This window comes from Tsukamurella conjunctivitidis, from assembly GCF_007858475.1.
GTDB classification, from domain to species: Bacteria; Actinomycetota; Actinomycetes; order Mycobacteriales; family Mycobacteriaceae; genus Tsukamurella; species Tsukamurella conjunctivitidis.
The window spans coordinates 71,306-84,446 of record NZ_VIGX01000001.1 but is presented as its reverse complement, the minus strand read 5'-3'; the positions used below and the strand labels follow the sequence as shown (position 1 = coordinate 84,446).

Annotated in this window: 16 protein-coding genes and 1 tRNA gene; 6 read left to right on the top strand and 11 right to left on the bottom strand. The window is 69.9% G+C overall.

Translation table 11 applies throughout. The features are described from left to right. Positions 1-58: 58 nt before the first annotated feature. From FK530_RS00395 to FK530_RS00385, 3 genes are read right to left on the bottom strand one after another with little or no spacing between them, the layout of a single operon-like run. Positions 59-826 (bottom strand): crotonase/enoyl-CoA hydratase family protein, encoded by a 768-nt coding sequence (locus FK530_RS00395; RefSeq protein ID WP_146485022.1) that lies wholly within the window; start codon positions 824-826, stop codon positions 59-61. Further along, positions 823-1,617 carry an acyl-CoA thioesterase domain-containing protein gene (locus tag FK530_RS00390; protein WP_146485021.1) on the bottom strand — a complete coding sequence of 265 codons (795 nt, stop codon included), beginning with the start codon at positions 1,615-1,617 and terminating at the stop codon, positions 823-825. The genes FK530_RS00395 and FK530_RS00390 overlap by 4 nt, the downstream gene beginning before the upstream one ends. Before the next feature lie 45 nt (positions 1,618-1,662). Continuing rightward, positions 1,663-2,355 carry a haloacid dehalogenase type II gene (locus FK530_RS00385; protein WP_146485020.1) on the bottom strand — a complete coding sequence of 231 codons (693 nt, stop codon included), beginning with the start codon at positions 2,353-2,355 and terminating at the stop codon, positions 1,663-1,665. A gap of 69 nt (positions 2,356-2,424) precedes the next feature. Between FK530_RS00385 and FK530_RS00380 the strand changes: the two genes are divergently transcribed. Then, positions 2,425-3,033: a class I SAM-dependent methyltransferase gene (locus tag FK530_RS00380; protein WP_146485019.1), complete on the top strand. Its 609-nt coding sequence runs from the start codon at positions 2,425-2,427 to the stop codon at positions 3,031-3,033. A 37-nt stretch (positions 3,034-3,070) separates the two neighbouring features. Here the strand turns inward: FK530_RS00380 and FK530_RS00375 are convergent, their stop codons facing one another. Together FK530_RS00375 and FK530_RS00370 are read right to left on the bottom strand one after the other, a co-directional pair. Next, positions 3,071-3,949, bottom strand: a complete 879-nt coding sequence (locus tag FK530_RS00375) for a dihydrodipicolinate synthase family protein (protein WP_146485018.1) — start codon at positions 3,947-3,949, stop codon at positions 3,071-3,073. Continuing rightward, entirely contained in the window at positions 3,946-4,746 is an 801-nt protein-coding gene (locus FK530_RS00370; protein ID WP_146485017.1) for an aldolase, read from the bottom strand. Before FK530_RS00370 ends, FK530_RS00375 begins: the two co-directional genes overlap by 4 nt. Positions 4,747-4,890: 144 nt before the next feature. Here FK530_RS00370 and FK530_RS00365 point away from each other — a divergent pair, with 144 nt between their 5' ends. Both FK530_RS00365 and FK530_RS00360 read left to right on the top strand, forming a co-directional pair. Continuing rightward, entirely contained in the window at positions 4,891-5,460 is a 570-nt protein-coding gene (locus tag FK530_RS00365) for a helix-turn-helix domain-containing protein (RefSeq protein ID WP_158644993.1), read from the top strand. Further along, the gene (locus FK530_RS00360) at positions 5,457-5,891 is read left to right on the top strand and encodes a hypothetical protein (protein WP_146485015.1); all 435 of its coding nucleotides are present in this window, start codon (positions 5,457-5,459) and stop codon (positions 5,889-5,891) included. Before FK530_RS00365 ends, FK530_RS00360 begins: the two co-directional genes overlap by 4 nt. A 21-nt stretch (positions 5,892-5,912) precedes the next feature. Here FK530_RS00360 and FK530_RS00355 read toward each other — a convergent pair whose 3' ends face one another. Both FK530_RS00355 and FK530_RS00350 read right to left on the bottom strand, forming a co-directional pair. Beyond that, positions 5,913-7,295: an MFS transporter gene (locus tag FK530_RS00355; protein WP_146485014.1), complete on the bottom strand. Its 1,383-nt coding sequence runs from the start codon at positions 7,293-7,295 to the stop codon at positions 5,913-5,915. A 42-nt stretch (positions 7,296-7,337) separates the two neighbouring features. Continuing rightward, entirely contained in the window at positions 7,338-8,138 is an 801-nt protein-coding gene (locus FK530_RS00350) for a DUF8832 domain-containing protein (protein WP_146485013.1), read from the bottom strand. A gap of 197 nt (positions 8,139-8,335) precedes the next feature. On the opposite strand from FK530_RS00350, the gene FK530_RS00345 reads away from it, so the two are divergent. After that, positions 8,336-8,632 (top strand): hypothetical protein, encoded by a 297-nt coding sequence (locus FK530_RS00345; protein ID WP_146485012.1) that lies wholly within the window; start codon positions 8,336-8,338, stop codon positions 8,630-8,632. Further along, positions 8,629-8,802 carry a DUF3349 domain-containing protein gene (locus FK530_RS00340; RefSeq protein WP_146485011.1) on the top strand — a complete coding sequence of 58 codons (174 nt, stop codon included), beginning with the start codon at positions 8,629-8,631 and terminating at the stop codon, positions 8,800-8,802. The genes FK530_RS00345 and FK530_RS00340 overlap by 4 nt, the downstream gene beginning before the upstream one ends. Before the next feature lie 33 nt (positions 8,803-8,835). Here the strand turns inward: FK530_RS00340 and FK530_RS00335 are convergent, their stop codons facing one another. Beyond that, positions 8,836-9,507 carry a PAS and ANTAR domain-containing protein gene (locus tag FK530_RS00335; protein ID WP_146485010.1) on the bottom strand — a complete coding sequence of 224 codons (672 nt, stop codon included), beginning with the start codon at positions 9,505-9,507 and terminating at the stop codon, positions 8,836-8,838. 215 nt (positions 9,508-9,722) lie between these two features. Between FK530_RS00335 and FK530_RS00330 the strand changes: the two genes are divergently transcribed. After that, positions 9,723-11,198 carry an aminotransferase class I/II-fold pyridoxal phosphate-dependent enzyme gene (locus tag FK530_RS00330; protein WP_146485009.1) on the top strand — a complete coding sequence of 492 codons (1,476 nt, stop codon included), beginning with the start codon at positions 9,723-9,725 and terminating at the stop codon, positions 11,196-11,198. 18 nt (positions 11,199-11,216) lie between these two features. On the opposite strand, the gene FK530_RS00325 is transcribed toward FK530_RS00330, so the two are convergent. From FK530_RS00325 to FK530_RS00315, 3 genes are all read right to left on the bottom strand, one after another. Continuing rightward, a complete protein-coding gene (locus FK530_RS00325) occupies positions 11,217-11,855 on the bottom strand; it encodes an HD domain-containing protein (protein ID WP_146485008.1) in 639 nt (212 codons plus the stop codon). 97 nt (positions 11,856-11,952) lie between these two features. Continuing rightward, positions 11,953-12,915 (bottom strand): GlxA family transcriptional regulator, encoded by a 963-nt coding sequence (locus tag FK530_RS00320; protein WP_231706438.1) that lies wholly within the window; start codon positions 12,913-12,915, stop codon positions 11,953-11,955. A 128-nt stretch (positions 12,916-13,043) separates the two neighbouring features. Beyond that, positions 13,044-13,117, bottom strand: a tRNA-Pro gene (locus tag FK530_RS00315). Positions 13,118-13,141 lie beyond the last annotated feature (24 nt).

Below are 13,141 nucleotides of genomic sequence, written 5' to 3'. Positions count from 1 at the left end.
CGAATTACGGGTGACCGTTGCGTGTCCGTTGCCCGACGATTCGTCGTCGCAAACCGGGTCATCCGTCTCGGAAGGTGCCGTGGCGGCCCGCACCGTCGGAGAAGCGGGTGGCGCCCGCGACGGCACCGTCGGCGAGCGAGGACAGCCCGTACCGGTACTCGATCCCGAGGGCCTGCTCCTCCGGTTCGACCGCTCCCTCCAGCATCGAGAGCCGGTCGTTACGCAGGCAGGTCTGCGGGAACCCGGCGAGCTGCTGCCCCAGCTCGATCGCGGCGGCGAGCGCGGTTCCGGGCGGGACGACGCGGTTGACCAGGCCGATCGCTTCGGCCTCCGCGGCGTCGACGGGGCGCCCCGTGAGAATCAGATCCATCGCGCGGCTCTCGCCGATGAGCCGCGGCAGGCGGACCGTGCCGCCGTCGATCAGCGGCACGCCCCACCGGCGGCAGAAGACGCCCAGCACCGCGTCCTCGGCCGCGACCCGCAGATCCGCCCAGATCGCGAGTTCGAGGCCCCCGGCCACGGCGTGGCCCTCGATCGCGGCGATCACGGGCTTGCTCAGCCGCATCCGGGAGACGCCCATCGGAGCGTCGCCCTCGGGCTCGACGCGGTTCGGCGTCCCCGCGGCCACGGCCTTGAGATCGGCTCCCGCGCAGAAGGTCCCGCCCCGACCGTGCAGCACCGCGACGGCGGACTCCGCGTCGGCGTCGAAGGCGCGGAAGGCGTCCGCGAGCGCCTCGGCGGTCGCGCGGTCGACGGCGTTGCGCACGTCGGGCCGGTCGATCTCGATGACGGTGACCGGCCCCTGCCGGCGGACGACGACGCTCATGACGACGTGGGCCCGTGGACGGCGGCACCGGTCGCGACGCCGGTGACGGTGCAGACGCCGAACCGTCCGTCGCGGTCGAACATGCTGGCCGACGAGATACTGATGCCGTCGACGATCACGAATTGATCCGCCTCCAAGCCGATCTCGTCGCCGCGAGGTGCCCGGGCGATCGCCATCGAGACGTCGCCGTTGATGGTCTCGACCCCGCCCGTGCCCATCCCGGTCACCAGATTCGTGCAGTCGGAGACCATCGCGGCGCGGGCGAAGGGCGTCGTCTCCTCGCCGTCGAGCACCCGCCAGCCCCGCGTCCACACGCGCTTGCGTTCGGCGTTCGCCCACTGCTCCGGCGTGTCCGAGGAGACGTACGCGCCGGCACCGGACGCCATCGCGAGGCGCGGCGCCTCGGGTGGGGGCGGCGGGGCGGGAACGTGCGGATCGGACCAGACGACACCGTCGGGCTGCGGGGCCCGGTGGTAGAAGGTCACGGCCGCGCGGACGACGGTCTTGTCGTTCTGGATGATCTCCGCCTCGGCGACGCGGATACGGCGGCCCGAGCGGACGAGGCGGGTGCGCACGTCGAGATGGCCGGAGGCGACCATGCGGAAGATGTCGCAGTGCCAGCGCGTTCCGACGAGTCCCTCGCCGAACTCGGTGTCGAGGACCTGCGCGAGCAGGCCGGCGATCGCCGGCCCCGACAGGGTGCCGGGCGCCCAGCGGCCCTCCGCGGCGGGCAGCGAATCGAACCCGCCGCCGCTGCGGGCGAACTGCGCGGGTACCTCCAGGGTGGTCATTCCTATCGGTTTACCAGGTGTGCCGCGACGCCCCGACGGTGGCCGTCAACAACCGAGCTGGTCGGCGAGGTCGTCCATGCCGGTGGCGTGGTGCAGATCGAGCGGATCGCGCTGTTCGGGCTTGTCGACGGGCCCCCACTCGCGCGGGCGCTCGACGTAGGCGGTGCGCAGGCCGCAGGAGCGGGCCGCAGCCAGGTCCGAGGCGTGCGTGGCGACCATGAGCACCTCCGCGGGCCGGACCCCGAACAGCTCGGCGATGCCCAGGTACACCTCGGGGGCCGGCTTGTAGTGCCGCCACAGGTCGGCGCCGCCGACGAAGTCCCAGGCGAAGCCGTTGTGCTTGGCCATCTCGGTGAGCAGCGCGACGTTGCCGTTGCTGAGCGCGGTCACCGTGTACCGGGACTTCAGGCGCGCGATGGCGTCGGCGGCGTCGGGCCAGCCGGGGATCACGTGCCAGGCGTGCACGGCCTCGTCGAGTTGCGCCGCGCTCGCGACGATCCCGTGGTTCTCCCGCAACACCGCGTCGAGCTCGGTGCGGTGCAGATCGTCGAGGAGCGTCCACGGGCGGGCGCCGGATTCGACCTCCGCGAGGGCGGGGCTGTAGCGCAGGCGCCATTCGAGTGCGACCTGCGCGGCGTCGAGCGCGGGGAAGATCCGCGCCAGCGCCGCGGAGACCCCGGTGTGCCAGTCGGTGACGGTGCCGAAGGTGTCGAAGGCGAGGACCTTGATCTGCTCCATGTGCCGATCCTGCCAGCCGCGGGAGGTCGATCGGCTGCGACCGGGCCGGCGGTGCGGTACCCATGGGGAATGGGCGATTCGTTCTTCGTGAGGATGTGGCCACGGCTGGTGCGCAACGAGCCGCCGCTGCTGACCGAGTTGCGGCGGCGGAACCTCGCGGGTTTGTCGGGCCGCGTGCTGGAGGTGGGCGCGGGCACCGGGACGAACTTCACGTCGTACCCGCCGGATGTCACCGCGGTCGTCGCGCTGGAGCCGGAGGCCGCCCTCCGCGCGGAGGCGCAGACGGCCGCGGACGCGCGGATCGAGGTGCGGCCCGAGCGGCTCGACGAGTACGCCGCTGCGGAGCCCTTCGACGCCGTCGTCTTCAGCCTGGTGCTGTGCTCGCTCCCCGACCCCGACGGCGCGGTCCGGCAGGTCCGCAGGCTCCTCCGGCCCGACGGTGAGCTGCGCTTCCTCGAGCACGTCGCCGCGCGCGGCGGGATGCTGGAGGGCCTGCAGAAGGCCGCCGACGCCACCGTCTGGCCGCGGCTGTTCGGGAACTGTCACGCGCACCGCGACGCCGTCGGCCTGATCAGCGGCGCGGGCTTCGCTGTCACGACGACCGAGCATCGGATGCTCGCGCCCGCGTGGGTGCCCTTCCCCACCTCCCCCGTCGTGCTCGGCCGCGCGCACGCCTGACCACCGCGGTGGCCCGGCCGTGGTCGTCAGGCGGGCTTCAGCCGCGGGCGGATTCGATCAACCGAGCGAGGGTCTCGGACTCTTCGCCGTCGAGCTCGAGCAGTGGTCGGCGGGGCACACCCGCCGGGATCCCCGTCCGGTCCAGCCCTGCCTTCACGGTCGTCGGCAGACCGCGCGCCACGATGAACCGCAGGAGCGGCTCTATCCGCGCGAACACTCGCTCGGCGGTGACAGCATCGCCGGCGACGACAGCGGCGTGGAACGCGGTGACCTCCTGCGGGATCAGGCACGGGGCGGCCGTGCACCAGCCCGCAGCGCCTGCTCGGAAGGCCTCGAGTGCGAGCGGGTTGCTGCCGTTGAAGAAAGGGAGCGAGCCACCGCTCAGCTCGCGCAAGCGGTGCATCCGGTGAACGTCGCCGCTGGATTCCTTGACCATCGTGATGTTCTCGACGTCCCGCACCAGTTCCCAGAGTTCCTCCGGGGAGAGGTCGACTCCGGCCGTGGCCGGGTTGTTGTAGACCATGAGCGGGATCCGCACCGCCGCGGCGATGGCCTCGAAATGCCGCTGCACCTCGAGCGCGGTCAGCTTCCAGTACGACACGGGGAGCGCCATGACGGCGTCCGCGCCGAGGGATTCGGCGATCCGGGCGCGGCGGACCGCGCCTTCGGTGGTCAGGTCCGAGACCCCGACGACGGTCGAGGCACGGCCGGCGATGTGCGCGATGGTGCTCGCCGCCGTCTCCGTCCACTCCGTGAGATCGAGATAGGCCGCTTCGCCGGTACTCCCGAGCGGGGCTATCGCGGACACGTCGACGCTGAGAAGCCGGTCGATGATCGCGCGCAGCGCGTGGTGGTCGATACGCCCGTCCGGCGCGAAGGGCGTGACGGGATAGGCGACGATGCCGTTGATGGTCATCGGGTTTCGCTCCTTGAGTGAAGGGTGTCGGGGTGGTTGCGCAGTGCGCGACGTGCGTAGTACTGGAAGTTGGCCTCGCTGCGACGCGGGCTGAGCGTCCAGTCGTGGGCCTCCCGGGCGAGCCGCGGCGGCAGGGGCTTGATCTCGCCCGCGCTCATCGCGAGCAGCTGTAGCCGGGCGGCCCGCTCGATGAGGTGCGCGAGGGAGCACGCCTCTTCGATGGTCGCGCCCACGACGAGCTGCCCGTGATGCGCCAGCAGGATCGCCCGCTTATCGCCGAGGGCGGCCGAGATGATCTCCCCCTCCTCGTTTCCCACGGGAACGCCCGGCCAATCGGGAAGGAAGGCGCAGTCGTCGTAGAGCGGCGCGATATCCATCTGCGACACCTGCAGCGGCACCTCCAGCATCGACAGGGCCGCGACGTGCAGCGGGTGCGTGTGGATGATGCAGTTGACGTCCGGTCGGGCGCGGTAGATCCAGCTGTGGAAGCGGTTGGCGGGGTTGGCCATCCCCTCGCCGTCGAGGACGGTGAGGTCCTCGTCCACGAGCAGGAGGTTGTCGCTGGTGATCTCGTCGAAGCCGAGTCCCAGTCGCTGCGTCCAGAAGGTGGCATCCGCCTCACCCCGCGCCGATATCTGCCCCGCGAGGCCCGAGTTGTGACCATCGTCGAAAAGCGCACGGCAGGTGAGCGCGAGCTTCTCCCGGTCGCTCCACTCGCGGACGGCGAGCTGTGACTGCATCGCCGTGTGCGCTGTATCCATGAGTTCCTGCTTGCCGAGATTCATCGTCGACGCCATGCCGCTCAACCCTTCCTGTGGTCCATCGTCTGGCCGTGTCAACGTATGACACAAGTGTCCTTTCGTCAACTCGATTCCTATGCATCACCTGTTGCCCGCTGGCTGTACCCTCGTCACCAGGCCGTCGACCAGGAAGGTGCGCCCATGTCCGCGATGCTCCGTGCGCACCGCCTCAGCGCAGGAATGACGCTGGAAACCCTCGCCGACCGGGTCGGCGTCACGAAGAGCTATCTGTCGAAGATCGAGCGGGGGAAGAGCTCTCCGTCGATCGCGATCGCCCTACGCATCGCCGATGCTCTGCGCGTCGACGCCGCCGACGTCTTCGGCACCCCGGACGCCGAAGGATCGGAGGCCGTGACCGTCGAACGCGCCGCGCACCGGATCGACCCCGCATCAGCGCCGCTACCGGTGCATGATCCGATCGCCGCCGTCGTACCGGGCAAGCAGATGCACCCCTTCGTCGTGCACCCGAGCACGACCGGCGGCTCCGCGGTGCACCACGAGGGGGACGAGCTGGTGTACGTCACGCAGGGCGTCGTCACGCTCACCGTCGACGATCGGGCGACCGTGCTGCGCGTGGGCGACTCGGCGTACTTCGACGCTCGGCTTCCCCACAGCCTCACCGCGGAAAGCAGCGGCCCCACCACGGCATTGGTCGTCACGACCATCGGCTATCACCACACGCGACCGCACGACGGACCCGAGGACGCATGAGCATCGACACCACCCACCTCGGCCTCGACACCCGGCTGACATTGCTCGCCTCCGGACTGGTCTTCCTGTGGGCGCTCGCGCTCGGCGTGTGGAAGTACCACGGGATCATGACCTCGCCCGAGCATCAGGCCCACGTCTACGTGGACATCGCACACCGGGCCGCGCTCCTGTACTCCTTCGCGATCGCGCTCACCGCGGTCTTCGTGGAGCTCAGCGCGTGGCCGCTGTGGGTGGACCTGACCGCCGCCGCGGTACTGGTCTTCTTCTTCGTCGCGGCGATCGCGAGCTACTGCTGGCACGGCGCCCGCCGCGACACCGAGAACCAGCTCGCCCCGCCCGCTCCGGGCGTGCGGGCCTTCATGGTGGCGCTCATCGTCGCCGAGATCGGCGCCTTCGCAGTCCTTCTCGCGGGATTCGTCGCGGCCTGGTGACCGCAGCCGTGCCGGTGGCGGTCAGGCGGCCTGCCCGCAGGTGCACTGGCATTCGGTGAGGGTGCCGCCCGCGGCGGCCGTCTGCCGCCAGGCGGGACTGCCCGGCACCAGTGCGGGTTCGCGCTCGGGCGCGCCGGCCGGCGGGCCCGACGGTGCGCCGGACGGTGTTGCCGGCGTTGTCGCGTCCGCGGGCATGGGCACGGGGAGCGTGGCGGGCGAGCGGCGCCACAGGGCGGGCGCGAGGATCGCTCCGGCGGCGGCGATTCCGGCCAGCAGCGCCCAGGCGGGGACGAGCCCGAAGCGCGTGGCTCCCCACCCCGCAATGGGATAGGCGACGAGCCAGGCGAGGTGCGAGAGCGAGAACTGCGCGGCGAAGACCGCGGCGACGTCGGCGGGCGCCGCCGCGGCGCGGAGCACCTTGCCGGTGGGCGTGATCGCCATGGCCGAGCCGGCGCCGCTGGCGAACCACACCGCGGCCGTCAGCGCCCACGACGGACGGTCCGCCGCCGCCATGGCGACCGCACCGGTCGCCGCGACGGTGAGCAGCGCTGCGCCCGTGAGCATCACGGACCGCTCAGTGAACCGGTCCAACAGCCGCGGGACGGCCAGCGCCACGAGCAGGGTGCCGCCGCCGGACGCGGCCAGCATCCACGCGACCTGGGACTCGGTGCCGCCCAGCCGATCGCGCACGTAGTTCACGGTGTTGACCACCACGATCGATCCCGCGGCGGCCACGGCGAAGTTGACCGCGATCACGCCGCGCAGGCTGGGCGTGCGGGCGAAGATCCGCACGCCCGAGAGGATCCGGTCGACGGGGCCGCCGGTCGCGGTCCGGCGCGCGTCGGGCACCGTCGCCCGGAGCACCAGGAACGCGGAGGCGACGAAACCGACGGCGGTGCCGACGAACAGCACGTCGAAGTCGATGAGCAGCAGGGCGAGCGCGGCCAGGACGGGGCTGACCAGGCTCTCCATCGTGTAGGCGACCTGGGACGCCGAGAGCGCCGTGGTGTATTCGCGTTCGTCCGTGATGATGTCGGGGATGACGGCCTGGAAGGTGGGCGTGAACGCCGCCGACGCGGCCTGCAGCGTGCCGATGAGCACGTAGATCTGCCATATCTCGGTGACGAAGGGCAGCGCGAGCACGATGCCCGCGCGCACGACGTCGAGCGCGACGAGGAAGGTGCGGCGCGGGAGCCGGTCGACGTACGCCGCGGCGAGCGGCGCGATGACCACGTACAGCACCATCTTGATCGTCAGCGCCGTGCCAAGCACCACCGCGGCCGAGGAGCCCGCGATCTCGTACGCGAGCAGGCCGAGCGCGACAGTGGTCAGGCCGGTGCCGAGGAGCGCGACGATCTGCGCGCTGAACAGCAGCCGGAAGTCGCGATGCGCGAAGGGACCCACGGTGACTCCTCGTGATCGGTGGTGGACGGGTCTGTCGGCGAATCAGTGGTGGGCGTGCGCGGCGTGGTGACCGGCGTGCGGATCGGGCTGCGGCGCACCGTCGGCCACGAGGGTGAAGTCGGCGGTGCGGACCGTGCCCCCGTGCTGGAAGTCGAGGAACAGCCGGTAGGTGCCGGCCGACGGCGCGACGGCGTGGAACCGGATCTCGGGTCCGGCAGGGGTGGCCGGGTCCGTGGGATCCCCCTGCGGGTGGACGTGCAGATAAGCGAGGTCGCCGGCGCGGAGGGCGACCAGGTGGCCGTAGGCGGCGAGGTAGGGCTCGAGATCGGTGACGGGCACGCCGCCGCGGGTCACGGTGGCCGTCAGCTCGACCGCCTCGCCGGGGCGCAGCGCACCGTCGAGGGAGACCCGGAAGTCGTCCACCGTCGCAATCGCGCGGGGCGCGAGCAGGTCGACGGGGCGGTACTCGCCGGGGACGGCGACGTCGGCGCCGAGCACGAGGCCGCTGCCCAGCGCGGTCGGGACGACATCGGCGAAGAACCGCCACACGCCCGGGGTGAGACCCAGGTCGACCGACCAGGTGCCGGTCGCGTCCATGACGGGATGCACGTGCTGGAAGCCACCGGTGTCGCGCTGGACGGCGATGAAGTGGAGCTTCTTGTCGTGCTGCTCGTCGAAGGCGGTGACCGGCGCACCGTCGGGTCCGAGGACGACGAACGACACGCGGGTGCGGCCGGCCTCGAGGATGCTCAGGGCCGGGGTGATCCGATAGCCCTGTTCGGCGGCCTGCAGTCCCTGCGGGAACGGCGCGGCGGTGTGGGCGGCGTGTGCACTGTGGTCCATGACCTGCTCCTTCGACGTGGGCGTCGTGCGGATTCGACGACACCGGTTGCCCGGTCGGGCACCTCTTGTATACCCCCTAGGGGTATACAGGTCAACCTGTTGCTCTCCCGGCATCCGATGTTTGAGTCACCGCCGAGGCGGGCACCCAGCGGACGACGCGCCCGCCGCCGCGCGTCCGTACGTGGGAGGTAACCGCCGTGTCCGTATTGCATGAGTTGACGGTGACGCTGAACGTCGACGCCCCGATCCCCACCGAGGACGGGGCGGTCGTGGTCGGGCGCGTCGAGTTCGCCAGTCGCTGCACCGCCTCAGGGCACGCGATCACCTGTTGCCGGAGGGCCGGCGAGCAGGCCTGGCATCGCGTCAACGGCGCCGAGGCGGATCTGGAAGATCCGGCACAGTTGCCCTTTCACCACTCCACCGTGATCACGTCCACCGGCGCGCGAACCGACCGGTCCGCTCCGTCCCAGGCGAAAGACCGAGCGGTCCGATGATCACTCGAGCATGGACCAGATTCGTCTCGTGGGCACGCTTCGGCTACCCCGACGACGTACCCGCGCCCGGCTACGAGCCCCTCTTCGCACTTCTGGACCGTCGCCGCACCGACACCGACACCTTCGCCTCCGGGGACGTCCGCAGCGCGCAGAGTCGGCGCGGCCAGTAAGGCCGAGCCCGCGCCCCACCGTCCGGAGCGCTGTCAGCCGGCGTCCTCCTGCCGGACGCGGGTGTGTCCGGTCAGCAGCAGGTGATCGAAGGCGGCACGCGTACTGTTCGCGACCAGGGCGGGCCCCTCTCCGGCGACGTCGGCGAGGAGCTGCTCCGCCAGCACGCGGAGCTTGATGTTGCTCTCCTGCGATCGCCACCGCAGCAGGTCGAAGGCGCGGTCCGCGGGCAGACCGTAGACGAACATGATCATGCCCTTGGCGCAATCGATCAGCTCGCGTGAGGCGGTGACACGCGACACGAAATGATCGAGCGAGCTGCGCACTTCCGACTGCACGGTGCTGGTGAAATCGACGTATACGCCGAGCGAGCCGATGACCTCGCCGTTCTCCACGATCCGATCCGCGACCACGACGACGGTGCGAACCTCGCCCGCAGTATCGATGATCCGATGCCTGCTGGAGAAGGGCGCGCGTGTGGCGATCGCGTTCTCGATGGTCTGGGCGACGGCGCTCTGGTCGTCGGGGTGCTTGTGGGAGAGAACGAGCGCAGTCGTGGGCTGCACGGTGCCGGGCTGGTACCCGTGCATCAACGCGACCTCGTCGGACCATTCCCAGCGTTCACCGTCGAAGTAGAAGCGGAAGGTCCCGATCGCCGGCTTCGCGCCGTCCGGGGCGACCCAGGTGTGATCCAGGCCAGGGGGCATTGCATCTCCTCGTACGTCGAAGTGGTGCCCCCGTGGCGTGGGCAGGCGTACCGCCGCAGCGGTATGCGGCCAGGTTAGTGCCGGTGAGCCATGCCCGGCAAATGCATTTCGGTGCATCGGCGTTCGCGATGTTTGACAGTCCGGGCGATCGGGTACGCCGACACACGCAGTGTGTTCGACGCGCGCTGCGCGACCGACGGAGGTGACGGATTCACATGGATCAGGGGCGCGCCCCACTACTCGACGCACTCGACGATTACCGGCTCCGGGAGCGGTACGGTTTCACCCCGCCCGGTCACCGGCAGGGCCGCGGCGTCGACGCGCGGACGTCTGCGACGCTGGGGCGCGAGCCCTTCCAGAACGATCTGCTCGTCTCGGGCGGGCTGGACGACAGGCGCATGCGCGGTGAGTACCTCAAGCAGGCAGAGGACCTCATGGCCGACGCGGTCGGTGCCGACCTCGCGTTCTTCTCCACCTGCGGGAGTTCCCTCTCGGTGAAGGCGGCGATGCTCGCTGTCGGCGGTGGAGCGGGTGAGCTGCTGATCACCCGCGATGCGCACAAGTCGATCGTCGCCGGGCTCGTCTTCTCGGGCCTGATGCCCCGGTGGGTCGCGCCGCGATGGGACACCGACCTGCACCTGACGCATCCGCCTTCACCCGCGGAGGTCCGGCGGGCGTGGGACGAGCACCCCGACGCGGCCGGTCTGCTCATCGTCAGCCCGACGCCGTACGGGACGTGCGCCGATCTACGTGCGATCGCCGACATCTGTCACAAGCGCGACAAACCCCTCATCGTCGACGAGGCGTGGGGCGCCCACCTCCCGTTCCACCCGGATCTGCCGACCTGGGCGATGGACGCGGGCGCCGACGTGTGCGTGGTCAGTGTCCACAAGATGGGGACGGGTTTCGAGCAGGGCTCGGTCTTCCACGTCCAGGGCGACCTGGTCGACCGTTCCCTCCTGAGCGACTGCGCCGATCTGCTGATGACCACGAGCCCGAATTTGATGGTCTACGCGGCGATCGACGGGTGGCGTCGCCACATGGCCGACGACGGGCGCGCGGTGCTCGATCGGGCGTTGGCGCGTGCGCGGCGCGTGCGCGCGACCGTCGACGGCGTCGACGGCCTGCACGTCGCGCACGACGAGCTCATCCACGAGGAGGCGAGCCATGACCTCGACGAGCTGCAGGTACTGATCGACGTGGCAGGGCTCGGCGTGAGCGGGTACACCTGCGCGGACTGGCTGCGCCAGGAGCGCGGGATCGACGTCGGCCTGAGCGATCACCGCCGGATCCTGGCGACGCTGTCGCAGGCCGATACCGACGCCACGACCGACCGGCTGCTCTCCGCGCTGACGGATCTCGCGGCGGCGAGGCCGGGTACAGGGCACTGGGATACGTCGCCGACGGCCGTCCACCAGCCGGCACCGTCGGAGCTCCAACTCGAGACGGTCATGTCGCCGAGGGACGCCTTCTTCGGCGCCGTCGAGATGATCCCGCTGGTCGCCGCCGCAGGACGAGTGGCCGCCGAGCAGATCACCCCGTACCCGCCCGGCATCCCGGTAGTGGTCCCCGGCGAGGTGTTCGACGGTGCCGTGATCGACTACCTGCGGACCGGGCACGCCGCGGGCATGAACACACCTGATGCCACCGATCCGAGTATGGAGTCGGTCAAGGTGGTGGCGCGGGCCTGAGAATCGTACGGCGGTGTACTACTCGGGCCAATCGTTGCCGAGGATGATGTCCACGAAGTTCTCACGCTGAAAGTCCGGGTCGAAATGTGCCAGCACATCATCGTTCATGGTCCCGAAGGTGGTAGCGGGCCGATCGGCCATCCCGTCGTAGAACGCGCGCAGAATTCTGTTCTTGAAGTCCGGTCGCGGGTGCGCCGCGACGACCGCACTGCGTTCGGAATCAGTGATCTCGCCGAGATCGAGGCCGAGCACGTCAGTTTCCACACCGAGCGACACAACCGCCACCTCCGGTGCGAGGTGGTGCGGGATCTCCGGGGTCGTGTGGAGCGCGATACCCAGCCACACGGTGCGCGCCTCCTCCTCGGAACGGCCGTGATCGAGCAGAAACCTTCGGGCAACAGCGGCACCGTCGATCTCGAACCGTTGGGTGCTCGTACGGTACTCGTCGGTGAGGCCGAGATCGTGAAACAGCGCACCGACGTAGGCGAGTTCAGGATCGACTTCGAGGCCTCGGACGGCGGCCTTCAGTGAGCCCCACAGGTACACGCGGCGCGAGTGGTGAAAGACGTCTTCGGTGGCGGCATTCCGCACCAGGGCGGTCGCCTCCCGGACGATCTCGGTATCCGGAATGACGATTCCGGCGATGCTCTCGGACATGCTGAGCTCCTTGCTCCGAACTGGCGTGGGTCGTTGCAATCCAGTCTCAACGCGATCGCCGCTGTCCACAAGGACCACTAACCCACAGATCGAGACATCACTCGCCAATGGCCCCAGAAGTGGAAAACCGGCGGCGGTAGGCCTCCGGCGGAACGCCCAACTCCCGGACGAAGACCCTCCGGAGGGTCTCGGTGGAACCGAACCCCGAACGCGCAGCGACCAGATCAAGAGTCGAGTTCGTCTGCTCGAGCAGACTGCGGGCGGCCTCGATTCGCACGACCTCCACATACCGGGCGGGGGTGGTGTCGAGCTCGCGGTGGAACAGGCGGGTGAGGTGCCGCCCGCTGTAGCCGCACCGCTCACTGAGCGCTTCCAGCCGGTGATCCAGCGTGGGATCGGCGATGATCGTGTCGAGTAGCGCGCGCAGCGGCTCGCGATTGGTCGCCGGCGCGGACAGTCGGACACTGAACTGGGACTGACCACCCGGGCGCTGCATGAACACCACGAGGTCCCGGGCGACGTCGCGGCTCACCTCCGGCCCGAGGTCCTCCTCGACGAGCGCCAACGACAGATCGATGCCCGCGCTGACGCCGGCTGACGAGTAGGTACGACCCGAGCGGACGTAAATGGCGTCGCTGTCGACGTCGACTCCCGGGAAACGGCAGGCCAATTTGTCGGCGAGTTTCCAATGAGTGGCTGCTCGGTGCCCGTCGAGAAGTCCCGCTGCCGCAAGCACGAACGCTCCGGCACACACCGAGACGATGCGCCGGCTGCGCGGGGCGAGAGCTAGTACCAGCTGACGTAGCCGCCCATCGATCATCAAGTTCATCCAGTCGACAGCACCGGGCACGATCAGCGTGTCGATCGTCCGTTCGCCGAGCGTCGCCGAGGAATCGGTCAGCAACTGTGTCACGGTGTGCGTAACGACGATCCCACCGTTCGGAGACACGGTGGTCGTCCGGTACGCCGACGTATCCGAGACCGCTGAGAAGACTTCGAGCGGACCAGCCACATCGAGCAAGCGCACGCCGTCGTAGGCGACGACGACGACATCTTTCACCACCGGCGTGGCTGCGTAGGCACATCCATCCTCGCCAGCCTACGACGCGCTGGCACACGATCTACGAGTAAGGCCCCTGGCCAGTGTTTCCACTGATCAGGGGCCCTGCTGTCGTCTCAACCAACGAGTCGGGGTGGCGGGATTCGAACCCACGACCTCTTCGTCCCGAACGAAGCGCGCTACCAAGCTGCGCCACACCCCGTGGTGACAACCTCGATAAGGTTAC

Coding starts and splice junctions, on each gene's coding strand:
- FK530_RS00395 (WP_146485022.1), bottom strand. CDS start 826: ATGAGCGTCGTCGTCCGCCGGCAGGGGCCGGTCACCGTCATCGAGATC.
- FK530_RS00390 (WP_146485021.1), bottom strand. CDS start 1,617: ATGACCACCCTGGAGGTACCCGCGCAGTTCGCCCGCAGCGGCGGCGGG.
- FK530_RS00385 (WP_146485020.1), bottom strand. CDS start 2,355: ATGGAGCAGATCAAGGTCCTCGCCTTCGACACCTTCGGCACCGTCACC.
- FK530_RS00380 (WP_146485019.1), top strand. CDS start 2,425: ATGGGCGATTCGTTCTTCGTGAGGATGTGGCCACGGCTGGTGCGCAAC.
- FK530_RS00375 (WP_146485018.1), bottom strand. CDS start 3,949: ATGACCATCAACGGCATCGTCGCCTATCCCGTCACGCCCTTCGCGCCG.
- FK530_RS00370 (WP_146485017.1), bottom strand. CDS start 4,746: ATGGCGTCGACGATGAATCTCGGCAAGCAGGAACTCATGGATACAGCG.
- FK530_RS00365 (WP_158644993.1), top strand. CDS start 4,891: ATGTCCGCGATGCTCCGTGCGCACCGCCTCAGCGCAGGAATGACGCTG.
- FK530_RS00360 (WP_146485015.1), top strand. CDS start 5,457: ATGAGCATCGACACCACCCACCTCGGCCTCGACACCCGGCTGACATTG.
- FK530_RS00350 (WP_146485013.1), bottom strand. CDS start 8,138: ATGGACCACAGTGCACACGCCGCCCACACCGCCGCGCCGTTCCCGCAG.
- FK530_RS00340 (WP_146485011.1), top strand. CDS start 8,629: ATGATCACTCGAGCATGGACCAGATTCGTCTCGTGGGCACGCTTCGGC.
- FK530_RS00335 (WP_146485010.1), bottom strand. CDS start 9,507: ATGCCCCCTGGCCTGGATCACACCTGGGTCGCCCCGGACGGCGCGAAG.
- FK530_RS00330 (WP_146485009.1), top strand. CDS start 9,723: ATGGATCAGGGGCGCGCCCCACTACTCGACGCACTCGACGATTACCGG.
- FK530_RS00325 (WP_146485008.1), bottom strand. CDS start 11,855: ATGTCCGAGAGCATCGCCGGAATCGTCATTCCGGATACCGAGATCGTC.